Origin of the sequence: Algoriphagus antarcticus (genome assembly GCF_002150685.1) — a bacterium.
Taxonomy (GTDB): Bacteria; Bacteroidota; Bacteroidia; order Cytophagales; family Cyclobacteriaceae; genus Algoriphagus; species Algoriphagus antarcticus.
Genome location: NZ_MSSW01000030.1, coordinates 36,665 through 54,889, shown reverse-complemented (window position 1 = coordinate 54,889; position 18,225 = coordinate 36,665). Strand labels below are relative to the sequence as shown.

Genomic DNA, 18,225 nt, shown 5'->3' with positions numbered 1-18,225 from the left:
CTCGTATCAATTCCAGTGTTGGATTGGTGTTGAAGCTAGTTGAAATCCGTATAGTTTCGAATGTATAACGCTTTAATATTTTGATGCAAGCGAGTTGATCCCGTAACGCATGTCGGTCGGTTCATGGTACAAGAAGTACCGGACTGAACTTGAAAGGGCCAGCATCAGCCCAACAACTCACGCACGGTGACCACATCCACAGCGCCAAACAGTTCCACACAGATCCCCGAGGGATAGCTGATCCTGGCTACCGGGCTTGCCGTGGTAGGATGCATCGGAATAATTGAAAACGGGGAGGGGAAAGCTGCAGGGATGGTATCGGTGTCAAACTTTCTGCACCAATAATAGAACGTTGCTTTGGGTATGCCTTCTGATGCAGCAAAGGCTGTCTTGGTCTTGCCGGATTACTGCCACTTACAGTTCAGGGAATAATATGCTTCATTGGTTGTCTTTTTCATCCTGCAACTTTAAGCATTCAGGAAACCGCTCGAAATATGGGGTTGGTCGGATGGATACAATCTTCTTGCGCTGCAAACAACCTGAAATAAAAATGCCCCGCAGCATCATCACGGGGCATTTATTCTAGTTATTTAATTGTCCGTCTTCTCTTTTCAAAACCAGTTCGTAAACACATGGAATTACGATCAAGTTAAGCAAAGTAGCTGTCAGCAAGCCCCCCAGAATTACCACGGCCATGGGGCTCTGGATTTCATTTCCAGGTTCTCCACTTTTCAAAGCCAATGGGATCAGGGCTAGACCAGTGGTCAAAGCTGTCATGAGAATAGGGTTTAATCTGTCCAAAGCACCTGTCTTTAGCAGTTCAATTCCTTTCATTCCTTCTTTTCTCAAGTCTTCATACCTGGAAACCAGTAATATTCCGTTTCGTGTGGCTATGCCGAACAAACTGATAAAGCCAATTGTAGCAGCAATGCTGATTATTCCTGAGGTAAAGTAGACGATCAAAATCCCACCAATCAGACCCAAAGGCAAATTAATCAGTACAATAAATGAAAGTCTGACATCTTGAAATTCATAGTACAGCAATAAGAAAATCACCAAAATTGCGAGCCCTGCCGTGATTAACAATAGGCTGGAAGCTTTGGCCTCACTTTCAAACTGACCGTCATATTCCACTCGGTAGCCTTCAGGGATCTGAATGTCATTCCCTATGATTTCCTGAATATCATTGACCACGCTTCGAAGATCTCTGCCTTGGACATTTGCCGCCACTACAATCTTTCGCTGGACATTTTCTCTGCTTATCGTATTGGGACTACTTACAGATCCAATAGTTGCCAGTTGATTTAGCGGAATTTGTGCCTTGTTTGGCAAACTTATTAAGGCAGTTTCTAACGCTTCTTTGCTGCTCCTTGACTCTGGCCTGTATCTAACCATCAGATCAAAGTATTTCTGACCTTCGTAAACTTCCCCTGCCTTTTCTCCGGCAAATGCCACGTCAATCTGCTCCATGAAATCACCTACAGTCATCCCGTGGGCTGCAAGGATCTGTCTATTTGGTGTGATACGGAGCTGAGGAACTTCCACTTGCTGATCCACAGCCACGTCTGCAATCCCTTCAATCGGTTTGATGCTGGTTTCGATGTTCTTGCCTATCTCATAGAGCTGCTGCAAATCAGCGCCAAATATCTTGATGGCAATATTGGCTCGTGTCCCCGAAAGCATGTGATCAATTCGGTGAGCAATCGGCTGACCAAGCGTGATATTTGCACCTGGAACGATACTCAATCTTGTTCTCACTTCTTCGAAAAACTCCTCCTTGGATTTGTCTGTGAGGATAAAAGGAACGTCTATCTCCGCGGCGTTTACCCCTTGTGCATGCTCGTCGAGCTCGGCTCTTCCTGTCCTTCTGGTGACTACTTCCACCTCAGGCATGTCCAATAGAATCTGCTCTACCAATTGACCCGTTTTATTGCTTTCTTCCAAAGACATTCCAGGTATTCCAACGACGCTTATTACTAAAGAACCTTCGTTGAATTCGGGAAGGAAACTTCTTCCGAGCTGCGTAAATACAAGTAAACTCAGTATAAATGCACCAATGGTAACACCCATAATTGTTTTGGGTATCTTCAAAGCCTTGACTAAGGACGCTGCATATTGTCGTTTCAACCATCGCTCTACTTTAGTCCCATTGGCCTGTTTGGCGAGAACTTCCTCGTTTTTGAGAAGATAGGAACACAACACAGGTGTGACGGTCACAGCCACTACCAAAGAAGTGAGGACTGAGGTAATGAAAGCAATTCCCAAAGGCTGCAATAATCTGCCTTCCATTCCGCTCAAAAAGAAAAGTGGGATAAAGGAAACGATAATGATTAGTGTGGCGATAATTATTGAGCTTCTGATTTCTATAGACGCCGATTTTACCACAGTGAGCAACGGTTCACGCTCATTTTTTGGTTTCAGGATATTTTCCCTCAGTCTTTTGAATACATTCTCAACATCAATAATCGCATCATCCACCAGCGCACCGATGGCAATAGCCATTCCTCCCAAACTCATTGTGTTGATGGTATAACCCAATAATTTCAGCACAATCACTGACACTAATAGGGAAATGGGAATGGCTACCAATGATATGACTGTTGTTCTCCAATTCATGAGAAAGATAAACAGTACGATCACCACAAAGAAGGCTCCTTCCAAGAGCGTTCGGTTGAGGTTGGCTATCGAAGACTCGATGAAGTTTGACTGTCGGAATATTTGACTTTTGATTTCCACGCCTGCAGGAAGAGATTGCTGTAAATCGGCAATTGCTTCATCAAGACTGGCTGTCAGCTCCAATGTGTTAACTTCTGGTTGCTTCGCTACAGTTAGAATTACGGCAGGAGAGGCGTTCAATGAACCGTCTCCAATCTTATCTGCTGCCCCAATCTGCACGGTTGCGACATCCTTGATCTTTATCGTCTGTCCATTTACCTGTTTAAGCACAGCTTCTTCCAGGTCTTCAAGCGAATAGATTCTTCCACTACCTTTGACGATATATTGGTTGCCATATTGATTGACAACTCCACCAGGGGCATTTACATTGGATTCTTGCACTTTCTCGAGCAGTTCGCCCAGACTTATCCCGTAGTACTTGAGTTTTTCAGGATTTGCCAAAACTTGGTATTGCTTATAGTCTCCACCGATGACGATTACATTGGCAACACCCCCAATTGATTTGATTCTAGGTCGGATAGTCCAGTCGGCGAGCGTACGCAATTCCATCGTGGAAAGGCTGTCTGAGGTTACGCCCAGAAGCATGATTTCTCCCATAATAGAGGAGATAGGAGCCATCGTGGGCATGCCCACACCATCAGGTAAATTCTCAATCACCATTGGGATGCGCTCATTTACAATCTGCCGTGCTCGGTAGATGTCAGTTCCCCACTCAAATTCTATCCATACAATGGATATTCCAGCGGCAGACGAGGAGCGGATTCTACGCACATTTGGCGAACCGTTCATGGCAGTTTCCAGCTGGTAAGTGACGAGTTTTTCCACTTCCTCAGATTCCATACCATGTGCCTCAGTCAAAATCGTAACCGTAGGTGCGGAGAGGTCTGGGAAGACGTCCACATTCATAGTGCGTGCTAAGTAGATTCCTGTTATACTTAGTAAAACAGCCCCCAATAGCACCATCAATCTATTTCGAAGAGAAAAAGATAATATTTTATTTAGCATAGCTTCAGCGCGTTAATGTTCATGCCCGTGAGCAGGAGCCTGTCCAGACATAGAAGCCATTTTCACTTGATAGGCGCCTGTGGATACCACCATTTCGCCTACTGCCAAACCACTTAAAATCTCTACTTCCAAACCATTTTTTCGTCCAATGGAAACCTGCCTTCTTTCAAAGCTTTCCCCAGACAACTCTACGATGACTGCGTAATTGCCGTAGTCCTCCAATAAGGCTGATTCAGGAATTACAACGGCTGAACGCGGTTTGCCTACAGCTAGCTTTACTTCTGTAAAGCTTCCTTCTGGCATTTCTACTACATCATTGATTTCCGCATAGATTGATAAGAGCGGTTTGTCACTTTCCACCTCTTTGCCGATTGAAAGGATAGATCCTCCTGTTCCTTTCAGGCTTGACCACTTGTCCGTACTCGGCCGATAATATAGATCCTGTAAATTCTGTAGCTCTCTAGCGTAAAGAGGACTTACTTGTACTTCTAACAAACTGGTCTGATGACTTGTGATCGTTACCAAACTCGCTCCCTGTTCTACAAAAGCGCCGTTGTTCACCGCAATTGCTTTCACATATCCGTCAAATGGTACCGAAACTTGTTTCCCACCAGTCGAATATCCTGAGTTGAGGGTTTCATAAGTTGATTTGGCTACCAGGTATTTTTGCTCAACCTGTTCCAGTTCTGCTTTGGGTACAATTTTGGATTCGAAAAGCTTTTGTTTTCGTTCAAATTCAGCAGTAGCTTGGTCCAATACAATCTTGGCATTTTGGATTTCGGCTCTCAAATTATTCGAAGTAAGTCCAGAGCTGCTGACAGCCATAAGTACTTGACCTTTCTTAACGCTGCTTCCTTCTGTCAGATTTTCACTTTTGAAGGTAACCCTGCCGCTTGTAGTCGCTATCAGTGTTTCATAATCTGAAGGGGAAACTTTCCATACACCCGAAGTGGGTATAGTTTCAAAGATCTCCTTTTGAATAGCAGGAGTGGTTTGAAAATCAATTTTCCATGCCTGTTCTTTTAAGAATGTGATAGACCCATCGTCGGCTTCCTCACCACCCAAAGCTGCAGTAGCATCGGCCAATGATGCAAACACGGTCACCTGATCAACCACAATTCTATCTTTAAGCGTCGGTGTATCAATCTCGAATACCAGTTGATACACGCCTGCTTCGGTCGGTACAAGGGAAGGCTTGAAGATGCCCGGTGAATCAGGTGCATCTACAGTATTGCGGATTCCTTTGTCACCTTTGATTAAACTAACGGTCATTTTTCCTTCCCGCACAGGTTGGTGTTCCTCTAAAATGGTAGCATGAGCTGCAAATCGACTTGATTTGCCTACCACCAGGGCAGGGAACTCTACAAATAGTTCTGTTTTTGCTGTCCATACAGTCTCGTCAACAGTTGGAATTTCTTCGTCTGCTGTGATGTGACTTCCAGATGCGTCATGGGCATGATCTTCTGCTTCCTGTCCTTTGCAGGAAGCTAGGATCAGCACAAGCAATACAATAAAATTTCTCATATGATCTATCTTATTGGATTAATGATCACTATGAGTATTCCCATCCTCATGGGTATGTACAGTTGAGTCACTTTCTATCTTGAACTCCTCTTGATGGTGGTCCATTGTAGACTCTTCGTCATGGGCATGACCGTGCTCTTCTTCAGATTCATGAGAATGACCATGCTCTTCATTGGCTTTTTTGTTTCCACAGGACACGGATATAAAGAGAATAATAGCGATTGCGAAGGTTGATAATTTCATAATTCAGTTTTTTAAGTTAAAGTTGATGTTTTAGTAAATCAGATTTTAATAGATGTAATTGGTTCTCCATTTCTAGTATTAAGTCCAGTGCTTTCTGGTAAAACTGTAGCTCTACGTAATATTCCATAAAGGAAAATTCGCCTAGCTCGTAAGCTTCTTTCAAAAGCGCATCACTCTCCAAACCACTCAATGTTTGACGATATTCAGTGTACTTAATGAGCAGTATTTGATATTGATTGTACTGTTTGGAAAATTCAGAAAATGCTAAATTCTGAGTGGCATTTGAATTGGAAACTTGGTATTGGTATTGCGCCTCAGCTGCTTTGACAGTATTTCTACCACTCCACAGCGGAATTGACACCCCTGCATAAACCCCGGAATAGTTAGATCCTGCTACGCCCTGATAATTATATCCAGCAGTTAAATTTGGAAGAATCTGGTTTTTGGAGAGCTTGATTTGCTGCTTGGCGACTTCTTCACGCTGATTTAGCAGGAGAAGCTCAGGATCAGTGTACTTTTTGTTTGCCCAAATGCTATCCTTTGGCGCAATTTTCAGATTTTCTACAAATACACTTGGATCGAATTGGATCTCTTTTCCTCCATTTAGACTTTGGAGCTGAAGCAGGATATTCTTTTTGTCAGCGTCCAACTGATCTATTTTGAATTGTTCCTGTACCCAGGCTATTTTGCCTTTGTTCACTTCAAGGATCCCGATCTGCTCCAGTTCGAAAAGCTTCTGCAATTGAGTGTAGACCGTTTTGGCTTGTAAGGTTCTCTCCACTACAACAATTCTTTTTTTATCAAGAAAAACTAGTTGATGGAGTAATTGAACAGCAGGAAGTAGAATCTCCTGACGCTTCAGCTTGTAGCGAAGCACATTCTGACTGACTTGTGTTTCAATCAAGTTGTTTCTCGCGCCATACACAGTCGGAAATTCAAAAGACTGTGTAATTTGAAATTCCGAATAATCCCCGGTCGAATGATCTCCGAAAGGAAGATAGAAAGCACCTGCCTGAGGATCGGGAAGATTATTTCCAGATTTCAGCAAAAACCGTTCACTCTCAAGGAGTGATGAAAATGCCTTTAACGACGCATTATTTTGTTCGATTTCCTGCAAAATGGGCATCAGTCCAATCGACTGAGCTGCAGCTTCGAATGAAAATACACATACGCATAAGGCGCATACAATATTTTTAAGCATGTAAAATGAGTTAGGATAAATAAAATTCAATGGACAGAAATCCATTTGACTTTGATGAGCAATTCATCAAGTATTTATTATCCTAAGGTAGGGGGGCCTCGTAAGGCTAAAGAAATAAAGTAGGTGTTCTTATCTGTCCCTAACAATTCGGGGACAGGTTTTTTCATTGTAGGACTTACTTCATCAATTGTCTTGCGAAAAAGTTCTGGGGTGGTTTTTTGAACTTTATTTTTCTCAACGCGAGTTTCAGAAGTCTGTACCTGAGAAGGGGAGTGATCAACTAGCTGTTGAGAATGGGCATGGTTTGCAAAAAGTAGGGAAAGAAAGTCTAATGGATTCTTCTCGTCGGAATGATGCTCATGCGAGGTTCCCTCATGGTCATCCGCATGGTAATCTGAGTGAACTTCTATTTCATGCTGGTGATGAGAATGGGGCGCCAATTGGTGCAACATGAACAAGCAGAACATGCTGAGTAGAAATCGAGCTATTATCTTGGAGAACGTACGCACCTCGTACAAAGGAATTTAAATTATCCTATAAATCAAATGTTGACTGAATAAAAAAGGTGGTTAAGCAGGAGAGAAGTAGTTATGGATGCTGAAAACATCAAGAGGTTTCTAAAATTTACTTTTTACTAGAATCCACCTCGAAATACAAATGATAATGATTGCTGCAACCCGGATTGAAAGCGGCAGTGCAATTAGGGCAGGTATTTCCACTTGCTTGGTATGCTGCGATTGTCAATTCCGAACCGCAGACTCCGCAAAGTATAGCTTTCGTATCAAACTCCTCCTTCGGCCAAACTTCTGGTTTGTGATCAGCTTCCTCTTCATGGCAGGAAAAGCATGGATAGTACTTTTCACAGCACTTGAACTTGATCGCAATGATATCCAAATCCGAATGCCAATGCTGACAGCGCGTCTGGTTATCAACCGTCTTACCATAGATATTGATTCCTTTGATTTCAGATCTTACAACTGGGAGGAGCGGAGCCTGCTGGGCTAGGACTTGGCATGAGAAAAGGATCAGAAAGGATAGGAGAAGGATTTTCATTGGGGATATCGGGTGCTGTGCTGTGATTTGGTTTGAATGTTGAAAGATATTCAATCGAATTTCAAATACGAGGATAGTAGCTCGGAATTACAAATTCTGAGTAGCAGATATTCATTCTAATTTCAAATTCCAAACAGCATGTTTCAAGATAACTGCCTAGTTTTTAGGCAAGGATTGTCGAAATGAACCAAGTTTGGAGATTTTTCATTTGAATAACTCAACTTCATTTGATGATAAGAAGTGGATATACTTGTAATATGTATTTACGCTTTTCTGCCAGTAAGCGAATTCTCTTTGGTCAATGGGTTGGAAGACCGATGACCGAAGACCGGAGTAAACCAGAAATTCGAGGTGTCTTTGGATTTTTGATCCTATAAATTTTCTACTGGCAAGATTCCGTATAATCACAACTTGTAATTAACTATTGAAAAAATAGCTATAAAGGTATTATAATAAGGGCTTAAATGCTTGAGATTGGCGTGGAACACCTGAATTTTGGATTCTAATTCAACTCCTTTTCGAATACAACCAATGGCAATAACTAACTTAAACAGATGGATAAAATAAGGCTTTGGCTGATTGCCAAGTATCAGACCTTCATTTCAAGTATTGCGTTTATACCGGGATTTATAGGCTTGGGATTTTTAGTTTTGGCAGCATTGATATTTTCTTTTGATTTATCGCAGGCCGGTCAGAATCTAAAAGCTGACATCCCTTGGCTGACAATCAAGGATCCTTCTACTGCTCGAGGCGTCTTAGGGGCTATAGTTGGTGGAATAATCTCGCTTACCGTTTTCAGTTTCTCGATGGTAATGATTGTCCTTAGTCAGGCAGCTTCTCAGATGAGCAATCGGGTCTTGGACAAACTCATCGGCAACAGGTTTCAGCAAATTGTGCTTGGGATCTACATCGGCACGATTATTTACACTTTTTTCATTTTCAGTACGATTAGAGAATATGGTGATTCATTTCAAATACCATCTCTAAGTATTTTTATACTGACTATAATTACCGTCTTTGATCTTTTCCTCTTCATTTATTTCCTTCATTATATCACCCAGTCAGTCAAATATGATGTCATTATAGAGCGAATCAAATCTTCCACATTTCATGCAATGAAGGATTTTTGTATTGAAAATGTAGAAATTAAGGAAGCAAATGAATTTGCAGCTCTGTCAGTGATCAGAGCATCACGATCCGGAATTTTTGAAGGTTTTGACTCCAAAGAAATGATGGATTTCTTATTGAAAAATAAGTGCAGTATGATCTCGATCTATCCCATGGGAACCTATATTCTCCGAGGCCATCCTATACTCAAATGTAGTCGAAACCTTGAAGAGACTCAAGTGGAAGACGCTTTACTGGGAATAATACTAAGTAATCACGAATCCGTCAGACGCAACTACGAATATGGATTCAGGCAGCTTACTGAGATCGCTCTCAAGGCCCTCAGTCCTGGAATAAATGATCCTGGAACGGCAATTATCAGCTTGAGAGCTTTGGTAGATTTGCTAGGGTTTAGAGCAATCAACTTCCCTCTTTCCACACTTTCAGTAGAGGAAGGGCCATTTAAAGTTTACCGCCAAGAATTAAGTTTTGATGAGCTATTTGAGCGTGTAATTTTCCCGATTTGGGATTATGGAAAAGAAGATCGAATGCTAAGCCAGGAATTTAAATTATTGTTGGGACAGCTTTCATTAGTTCTTGCATCTCCTCCGCTTTTTAAGCTTTTGGAGCAAGTGGAGAAGAAGGTAGCGGGTGAATGATCAGATTAATGGGCACTCAACATAATCTTATGGTTAATTTCTGAAATGACCAGGGTGTATTTTCATAAGACATCCAATTGCTACGGAATTAGAGGTAATCGTATAATCAATATGATTATACGGAATCGTGCCAGTAGCCATAGCCATATACTCTTTGCTTTAGAGGTTGGAAGACTGTTGACGCCTGCCTACCGGTAGGCAGGGGTGACCGAAGTGGCCTCAATCCTAGAGTGGGGCTAGTTTTTTGATGCTGTTATATCACTACTGGCAGAAAAGCGTATAACCATTTTTATTAATTCTGAGTAGCCGAAATCCCGAACAAAAGCTATTAATTTATAAATGCCTTAAGAAAGCTTCAGGATTATTCAGGAAGTTTTTAAGAATGGTGAAATGCTCGGTCTCCTCATAATTGACTTTTTGGATGCTATCACCAAACTGGAATATCGTCGCATTGGGAAGGGTCATCAAGATAGGGGAGTGAGTGGCGATGATAAACTGGCAACTGTGATTTTCTGCCAGATTTTTGATCAGGGAGAAAAGTGCCAATTGACGCTGTGGGGAAAGTGCTGCTTCAGGTTCGTCAATCAGATAAATGCCTTCTGCCTGCAATCTGCCTTCCAAAACTTTCAGAAATCCCTCTCCATGGGACACTTCCGTCAGGTTTCCATATTTACGAATTAGCGCATCTTTTTGGCCCTGTACTGCACCCACAGCCAATTTCAAACCTGAACCACTCAATCGCTTTTCGAAATCCACGATATCTCCTTTCAGTTCATCGTCCAGATTTCGTAGTCGCTTTACAAAGCCAAAGTAATCCTCAGCTCTAAAGAAAAAGCCGCGGTAAGCTTTATTCTTCCATTTGGTGATGATGCCTTCAGCGTAGGATTTTACTCCGTCAAGCGTATCGTCACTTTCTAAATCTATGCTGCCAATGGCCGGTAAATTCAACTTGATCGCCAGTGCTTTGAGCAGTGTTGATTTTCCCGAGCCATTTTCCCCAACAAAAACAGTCACCGGACTTTCGAAAGTCATCGTTTCCAATTCCGCCAAGGATTTGACAGAAAAAGGAAACTGAGAGCTTCGGCTTCTGGGAAGATGGATTTGTTGGAGAAAGTACATGGTTTGTGGGGACTCAAGAAGGGAGACGAGGAAATTGGAGACGGATGCCGGGTGTCCGATGTCCGATGTCCGTGTCACAGCAAAGAGATCGATGTGGCAAAATTAATTTTTCTTTAAATCAATTTATTGAGGCTTAGCCACAAATCCAGCTTTGATCACTGTTTTGAATACATCCTCAGCACTCATGTCTTCGGATTCTACAGTCAAGAGCCGATCATCACTTTTTAAATCCACTTCCCAAGAGTTGATTCTTGGTTCAGCATTGAGGATAGGAGTGACTTTTGCCAAGCAATTGCCACAGGCGATATTGGTTTTGAATTTTTGAGTTTTCATTTTATTTGGATTTTAAGATTACAAACTTGGTTAGGTATTAGGGTCATTCATTTTTATTTTTCTGGCTGAGCGAAGTCGAAGCCTTATCCACTTATCGTGTCCTCGACTTCGCTCGGACAGACAAAACTTCTCTAATTAAATGGAAAATGACATCGGACTTTGTACTATTGACTTTGGACAATTTCGAATGATGAATGATGAATTTCGAATTATGAAGTTTTGTGAATCCAGTGCTATATTTTTTTTCCTTTAAGACGCAGACTATTCAACACCACAGACACAGAACTAAATGCCATCGCAGCACCTGCAATCATAGGATCGAGAAGGAAACCGTTTAAGGGATAAAGTACGCCTGCAGCGATGGGAATCCCAATCAGATTGTAAATAAAAGCCCAAAAGAGGTTTTCTTTAATTCCCCGCACGGTTTGACCAGACAAATTTAGGGCTTTGGGAATGACTTCAAGATCGGAGGAAATGATGGTCATTTTCGCCACATCCATGGCAATATCCGAGCCGTGACCCATCGCGATGCTCACATCAGCTTGTGCCAAAGCTTCAGAATCATTGATGCCGTCACCGACCATTGCTACAATTTTGCCTTTGGCCTGAAGTTCTTTGACAAAGTCTGATTTATCTGATGGCATCACCTCTGCTTTGAAATCAGTCAAACCAACTTGTTTGGCAACAGCGGCGGCAGTTTGCCGATTGTCACCAGTTAGCATATATACTTCGATTCCTTTTTCTTTTAGCTTGTTAATGGCTGATTTAGAGTTTGGTTTGATTTCATCAGAAATCGCTAATACGGCCAGTACGGATTTTTCGTTAGCAAAGAATACTACTGTTTTGGCTTCATTGCTCCATGTTTCTGCCAAGTCTTTTTGCTCTGAATTCATAGAAATCCCATTAGACTCGATCAGCTGCGCATTTCCTACCAGGAGCTTTTGACCTGCCTGATTTTTGGCTTCTACTCCTTTTCCTGTCAAGCTTTGGAAACCGCTGATTGATCCAGCTTTGAAACCTTCTTCGCTTAGTTTTTTGTTTACCGCATCTGCCAGGGGATGTTCTGACTTAGATTCTATGGCAAGTAGGATAGGAGCAAACTGAATTTTTAACTTCTCACTTTCCCAGTTCATGTTCGAAACGGTTGGTTTTCCGGCGGTGATCGTACCAGTCTTATCCAGGATAATTGCATTGACTTTATGGGCTATTTCCAAGCTTTCTGCATCCTTGATCAGGATATTGTTTTCGGCACCTTTTCCTATTCCAACCATAATGGCAGTTGGTGTGGCCAAGCCAAGTGCACAAGGGCAGGCGATTACCAGCACGGCCACAGCGTTTAAAATTGCGTGGGATAGTGCATCTTCTCCGCCTATAATCATCCAAACAGCAAAGGTCAAGATCGAAATTCCAATCACGGTAGGAACAAAGATGGAGGCGATTTTATCTACCAATTTCTGTACTGGTGCCTTGCTTCCCTGAGCTTCCTGCACGCGTTTGATGATCTGTGAAAGAAGTGTTTCACTTCCTACTTTTTCAGCTGTGAAGTGAAAACTTCCTTTTTGGTTGATTGTACCTGCGAAAACCTCATCTTTTTCTGATTTCTCTACAGCAATAGGTTCTCCGCTGATCATGCTTTCATCCACAAAGGAATTTCCCGAAATCACTTTTCCATCGACAGGAATTTTCTCTCCCGGACGAACGATGATTTCATAGCCTTTTTGTACCTCAGAAATTGGGATTTCTTTCTCCGCTCCATCGATAAATGCTTTCAGGGTTTTTGGCTGAAGTCCCATTAAATTCTTGAGGGCTGTGGACGTTTTTGACTTCGCTTTTTCCTCAAGCATTTTTCCAAAAAGGATGAAAGTGATAATCACAGTTGCCGCTTCATAGTAAACATGAGGCTCAAAACCACGACTGATCCAGAACTCCGGGAAAAGTGTGTTGAAAAGACTGAAGATAAAAGCAATTGAAGTACTCAAAGCCACCAGCGTATCCATATTGACGCTTCTGTTTTTGGCTTGCTTCCAAGCACTGATAAAGAACCTTCTACCAAAAACTGCAAGTACTGGGATCGCCAAGGCTAGAGAAATCCAAGTTCCAGGATGCCAATGCATAAAAAACATCCCGATGATGAATATGGGAAGCGTCAGAATCGCGGCTCCTATGGTATCCTTTTTCAGCTCTTGGTAATGCTCTTTTTGGTTGTTGGAGACCTTTTCTTCAACATTCTCTGTCTCCGTGATCAGCCCGTAGCCAATTGCAGTAAGTGCTTCGTTTAGGCCTTCGGGGTTGATTTCATCCGAATATTCGACCAAAACGGTGCTGCTGGCAAAGTTCACCTGAGCGGATTTGACCCCATCAGTGTATTGGAGAATTGTTTCCACGCTGGATGCACATGCTGCGCAAGTCATACCAGTGACGGGGAAAGTTTCTTTATGTAGTATTTGGTTTGATTCTACCATGAGATTTTTAGTCTTGATTAGACTGTACAAACTTAGGAAGACTCTATGCGGGAAGTGTTATGGAATTATGGGTAAAAGTTATGAGATTTTGTGGTCTTAACCGCGGAAGCCACGGAGGCTAACGCAGAGATTACAGCTCATTTATCTAAAGTTGTCCTGCTTCTCCAGAAGCTGGATTTGCTCGTTATGTTCCTATGGAGCGATCAAATCTTTTTGGCATTAATGCGAAGAAGGATAACGAAGTCTTCAATCAGTACTTTGCGAATATAGCGCTCTTCGTGGCTATTTACTCTGAAAAGAAGATACGGATCATGCCGTTGGCATTCTCATTATGATTTAACGTTTCTTTTGCCCAGCATTTCATACAGGGCTGTTACAGGTCATGCCGTTGGCATGTGAAGCTAATTAGTACAAGATTTTCATATTCTTTTAGAAGTTTTTGTATCTCTTTTGCCTTGATGAAAAAGAAGAATAATAAGTATAATTCCAGTTGACAATATGGTAAACAATCCAGTTTCCAGAGAAGCAGGATAACTCTCCAAGACCTCTGCGAAAAACTCTGCGTTCGCTGCGGTCAAACCCAAAAAAAGGCTTAACGAACTGAATCGCTAAGCCTATTTCAAAATCTATGGTTCGAAAACCTTGTGCTATTCTTATCTCAATGAATTTATCCATTTGGCGATTTTCATCGCATCGTCTTTGGATACCTGTGCCATTGGAGGCATCGGAGTAGCATAATCAGGCCAGTTTTGAGGCTGTGGATTATAGATCAACTCCACGATTTTTTCATCTGAATATCTTCTTTTCGCTACATCTTCATATGCTGGACCGATTACCTTTTTATCTTTCATATGGCAAGCAGAACAGGTATTTTTAGCTAAAATAGACTTGATCTCTGCATCAGTAGGGATTGCTGAAGAAGCAGTAGCTGCTTTTGGTTGAGCTGGCTTTGCTATGGCAACTGCCTCTTTCGCCGGTTCTGGAGCCGGTGGAGTTTTGATCACCATTTTGCTACCAGAAGGAATATTATGCAACGTATAATATGCATCAGGATGAACTAATGAGAAGCTTCCATCCACAGCACGAACCCCGTTGAGGCTAAGCTTATGAACATAATCAGTCCTCAAACCTTCCACAGCTATTCTTGCTGACATGCCATCTGCTGCAACTTCCACACCTTGAACTTTCAAGGTTTTGTTGTCCACTGGTGGGCTACCGTAAACAGGGTAATACTTATAGGTAAAGCTTTCTACCGCGTAAGAAGTCAAATCTTCGGCAGAAGCTTTGTTAACAGGCTTGGTAAATTCAATTAAAAATCCATCAGGCTGAGCTTTTACAGTTTTCATTTCAAATGGAATGTTGTAATTCCAAACCAAGCGCTGCAAACCTTCATTTGCCTCACCTGCAGAACCCCAACCACGGTTGGTCTCACCGATAAATAAAGACTTATCTGGAGCCCAAGCCATTCTCAAGATTCCAGACTGAAAGCCGGATCTGAAATCGATGGAAGCACCTTGCATCACGCCATTCACTTCTTCAAGGATGACACGCATGATTTTACTTTGACCCTGATCACCTACCAAAACCTGACCTCCAAAAGGACCGAAATTTCCTTCAGGAATTACTATGGGCTCCGAGTTGGAGATACCCTGGATACCGTGTGGTAACCAAACTGCCGGTAATTTCAAATCAGGAAGTTTTTCTTTAGCCTGAGCCATAGTGATGTAGGGAGCATCCATTACGTTCTCTGGTTTGAGATAGCCACCAGTTCCGTTTGGCACTAGCTGAGGATCTACTACTTTGTTAAATTCCTCGGTAGTTAATTTCAAAGGGGAATCTGGAAGTCCAGTCCAAGCTAATCCTGCAGGATGGCCGGTGAAATCTCCTTTATCGATGAACCAAAGTCCACCAGAACCCATGTAATCACCTTGGTTTTCAGTATAGACCAACTTGTCGCCAAGCATACCCAAACCCGCTGGAGATCTCATTCCAGTGGCATAAGGCTCCATGCTTCCGTCACGGTTGATTTTCATGATCCAGCCTCTGTATGGCACTCGACTCTCACCTCTCCACCATTGCTGGTCGCCAAAAGCAACGTTTGCAGACACGAAGAAAGAACCATCAGGGCCGACTTTGGGACCAAAGCTATATTCGTGATAATGTGCGGATATCGGCCAAGCGTAAACTGTCTCGTACAAGTCAGCCGTGCCGTCTTGATCTGTATCAACCAACTTGGTGAGCTCGCCTCTTTGCGCCATGTAGAATGCTCCATCTTCGTAATGAAGTCCGAGAATCTCATGAAGTCCAGAAGCAAACTTTCTGAAGAAAGGCTTAGAACTGGTAGGGTTTTCTACGATAAACACGTCTCCTCTACGAGTACCTACACCCAGGTCACCATTTGGCAAAACGGTCAAGCCTCCAACTTCCAGAAGTGTTCCTTCCGGAGCGGTCACTCGCATGATTTTGAAGAAATCCTCTTCTTTCGGGGATTCCTGTGCATTTACTTGCCCAGGCATCAGCTGAATCACAGCTGCTAGTCCAAAGGCTATTTTTATGAATTTACTTTTTAATAATGTTTTCATCTTTGCGATATCCTAGGATTAAAAGAGAAGATTATAATCGATGTTTCCCTTTGCAGGCAAGAAAATACCGGCATTGCCATCTGTCGTGTGCGTCACCGGAGCTCCGTAAGTAGCCTCATCGTATTCTAGATATACACCAACTTCAGGCAATAAATAGTAGCCTTTGTTGATCTTTTGGATCTCAGTTCCTGCTGCTATTTTGTAAAAGCCATCGCTAATACCAGAAACGGATCTGTTGATTCCTTTTCCGGATTCCAACACTTTGATCTCATCCTTTACTGTTTTGCCAGAAAGTAGATAAGAGAAAACGATGTCTTCCGATCCATTCATTAACTGGTAGCCTTTGGTTCTGAATTCTTCTGAAGGGCTGTAATCACTGCCAACCGAGTTTACTGCAGGAGTACTCAAATTGATCACTGCACCTCGAGGGACAGATACCCCATTTCCACGGCTATTCCACATAGGTGTAGCATCCAAGAATTCACCTCTCCAAACTTGGATCAATGTGCCTGTTTCCATGTCATATGCGTAGTTTACCTGATCACTGCTGGCAACTGAAACTACATGACTTAATCTTTTATGATTAGGAATATCTCTGAAACTGCGCAAAACAGGAGTTGCATCAGCATCTACTAAAATCGGGTCGGTATCTTGGGAAGCACCAGCTTGGGAAACCAAAAGATCTGTGCCTCTAAGTCCAGCGCCAGATATAGCCAAGTTGAATCCATCTACAGACCAATTTCTGTTTTTGGAAGCAATGATCTGGATTGGGTTATCGCCAGCTTTTAATTGCTTTTTGACTCTTACGCCTTGCTCAGAAAGGTTGGAAATCGATTCGCTACCTAATGCGAAGCCAGCTAATCCGCCAGGAACCTGAAGTGAGATTTGGTATTCACCTGTTTCAGCTACATTTAAGTTTGCTGTGTATTTAGTCAAATTGACATCAGATACAGATGTAGGAACTTCTTTCAGGGAAGCAACACTTCCTTTAGCTACGGATGATTTGCCTTCTAGCTCTTCCAAGTTGTTGAATGAACCTTGAAAGGTTTCGTAAGTCACTTTCGAAACTGTAGGAGTTTTGGCATCGAATGGGGTGATTTCAATGTTTCTGAATGCAACAGCTCCATGATCTCCTTGAATTCTCAGCGGACCTTCGGCTACATCTTCTGCAGTCATGGAGCCTCGGGTAGGGCCGAAGACTTCCAGGTTTTCGTGTATAGTGACGCCGTTGAGTTTTACGGAAAGGAAACGTGCGTTTTCGGTTTTCTCGCCCGCAGCATTGAATTTTGGAGCTTGGAAAGACACGTCCAACTTTTGCCAAACACCAGGTGCTTTGCTTGCATTTTGCCGTGGAGCGTAACCTTCATATCCTTTTTGGCCATCTGGCTTGCTCTCGTCCCAGCGCTGATAGATTCCACCATTGTCACCAGGTTTGGTGTTGGTAGCAGTCCAGCTGTCCAGGATTTGCAGTTCATAATTTCCTTGAAGGTAAACTCCCGAATTAGACCCGGGAGCGACCAGGTATTCCAAGGAAAGATCTACATCTCCGAACTTTTGTGTAGAAATAATGTCTGCCCCAGTTTTTTTCTTAGTTGGAAGATTAGCCATAATGCCAGTGCCATCGGCAGATTGAAGGGCATTAGGAACCGCTGGGTCTGCCCAGACTTTTCCTACTTCTGTCCAGCTGCCTTTGTTTCCTTCGAAGGAACTTAGGTCGAGCTTAACAGGATTTTGCTGCGCTTGCACGAAACCCAGCTGGAGAGCTAAAGCGGCGGTGAGCAAGCCTACATGTTTGTTCAAAATCATGTGAATTTGAGGGTTTGATTGATAGAATGAGGTTTATTAGAAAAAATGCAGAATTTAAACGTTGAATACATCGCTTCCCAGTTTTGTAAATTATATGACTCAAAGTCATGAGAAAGATGTTATTAAGTCTGACTAGCGAATTTTCTTTCAGACTCAAAGATAAACGCTAGGATCCTTTCTGCAAGTAAATCTCCTTTGATAGAGCAGAAGCTTAAATAATTCTGATGCTTGCCAATGTTAACCTTGAAAAGCTCGTCAGAGATACCCACGCCCTAGCGCTTTCGCTTCTTCTGAAGTATCTAGCCATTAGTATCGGCCCACTGCGGGACATTGGACTTGTTTTTTGTGAAGGGATTTTCGGGCATACTTACTGTAAACCAGAATTCATTGTGTCTTTGGATTTTCGATCTTATAAATTTTATACTGGCAAGATTCCGAATAATCACATTATAAAA

General features: G+C 42.5%; 12 protein-coding genes and 1 pseudogene. 1 reads left to right on the top strand and 12 read right to left on the bottom strand.

All coding sequences use genetic code 11. The annotated features are described in order from the left end of the window. Window positions 1-164 precede the first annotated feature (164 nt). From tnpA to BVH04_RS11135, 7 genes and pseudogenes are all read right to left on the bottom strand, one after another. Window positions 165-392: pseudogene (gene tnpA / locus BVH04_RS26635) on the bottom strand (IS66 family insertion sequence element accessory protein TnpA); the annotation flags it as partial. Window positions 393-582: 190 nt separating this feature from the next. Then, a complete protein-coding gene (locus BVH04_RS11160) occupies window positions 583-3,681 on the bottom strand; it encodes an efflux RND transporter permease subunit (RefSeq protein ID WP_086541555.1) in 3,099 nt (1,032 codons plus the stop codon). 12 nt (window positions 3,682-3,693) lie between these two features. Then, on the bottom strand, window positions 3,694-5,205 hold the full coding sequence (locus tag BVH04_RS11155; RefSeq protein WP_086541554.1) for an efflux RND transporter periplasmic adaptor subunit: 1,512 nt from the start codon (window positions 5,203-5,205) through the stop codon (window positions 3,694-3,696). Window positions 5,206-5,223: 18 nt separating this feature from the next. Further along, window positions 5,224-5,448, bottom strand: a complete 225-nt coding sequence (locus BVH04_RS11150; protein WP_086541553.1) for a hypothetical protein — start codon at window positions 5,446-5,448, stop codon at window positions 5,224-5,226. Window positions 5,449-5,464: 16 nt separating this feature from the next. Beyond that, window positions 5,465-6,649, bottom strand: coding sequence for a TolC family protein (locus BVH04_RS11145; protein WP_086541552.1), 1,185 nt, complete (start codon window positions 6,647-6,649; stop codon window positions 5,465-5,467). Window positions 6,650-6,726: 77 nt separating this feature from the next. Beyond that, window positions 6,727-7,101, bottom strand: coding sequence for a hypothetical protein (locus BVH04_RS25140; protein ID WP_140160570.1), 375 nt, complete (start codon window positions 7,099-7,101; stop codon window positions 6,727-6,729). A 172-nt stretch (window positions 7,102-7,273) separates the two neighbouring features. Then, entirely contained in the window at window positions 7,274-7,702 is a 429-nt protein-coding gene (locus BVH04_RS11135) for a CHY zinc finger protein (protein WP_086541550.1), read from the bottom strand. A gap of 554 nt (window positions 7,703-8,256) precedes the next feature. Between BVH04_RS11135 and BVH04_RS11130 the strand changes: the two genes are divergently transcribed. Beyond that, window positions 8,257-9,468, top strand: coding sequence for a DUF2254 domain-containing protein (locus tag BVH04_RS11130; protein WP_086541549.1), 1,212 nt, complete (start codon window positions 8,257-8,259; stop codon window positions 9,466-9,468). 333 nt (window positions 9,469-9,801) lie between these two features. Here BVH04_RS11130 and BVH04_RS11125 read toward each other — a convergent pair whose 3' ends face one another. From BVH04_RS11125 to BVH04_RS11105, 5 genes are all read right to left on the bottom strand, one after another. Continuing rightward, window positions 9,802-10,587: an AAA family ATPase gene (locus tag BVH04_RS11125; RefSeq protein ID WP_086541548.1), complete on the bottom strand. Its 786-nt coding sequence runs from the start codon at window positions 10,585-10,587 to the stop codon at window positions 9,802-9,804. Between the two features lie 123 nt (window positions 10,588-10,710). Continuing rightward, window positions 10,711-10,920 (bottom strand): heavy-metal-associated domain-containing protein, encoded by a 210-nt coding sequence (locus tag BVH04_RS11120; RefSeq protein ID WP_086541547.1) that lies wholly within the window; start codon window positions 10,918-10,920, stop codon window positions 10,711-10,713. Between the two features lie 233 nt (window positions 10,921-11,153). Further along, window positions 11,154-13,382: a heavy metal translocating P-type ATPase gene (locus BVH04_RS11115; RefSeq protein ID WP_086541546.1), complete on the bottom strand. Its 2,229-nt coding sequence runs from the start codon at window positions 13,380-13,382 to the stop codon at window positions 11,154-11,156. Between the two features lie 653 nt (window positions 13,383-14,035). Continuing rightward, window positions 14,036-15,964, bottom strand: a complete 1,929-nt coding sequence (locus BVH04_RS11110) for a c-type cytochrome (RefSeq protein WP_086541545.1) — start codon at window positions 15,962-15,964, stop codon at window positions 14,036-14,038. An 18-nt stretch (window positions 15,965-15,982) separates the two neighbouring features. Then, complete coding sequence (locus BVH04_RS11105; protein ID WP_086541544.1) at window positions 15,983-17,770, bottom strand: 3-keto-disaccharide hydrolase; 1,788 nt, start codon at window positions 17,768-17,770, stop codon at window positions 15,983-15,985. Between the last annotated feature and the right edge of the window lie 455 nt (window positions 17,771-18,225).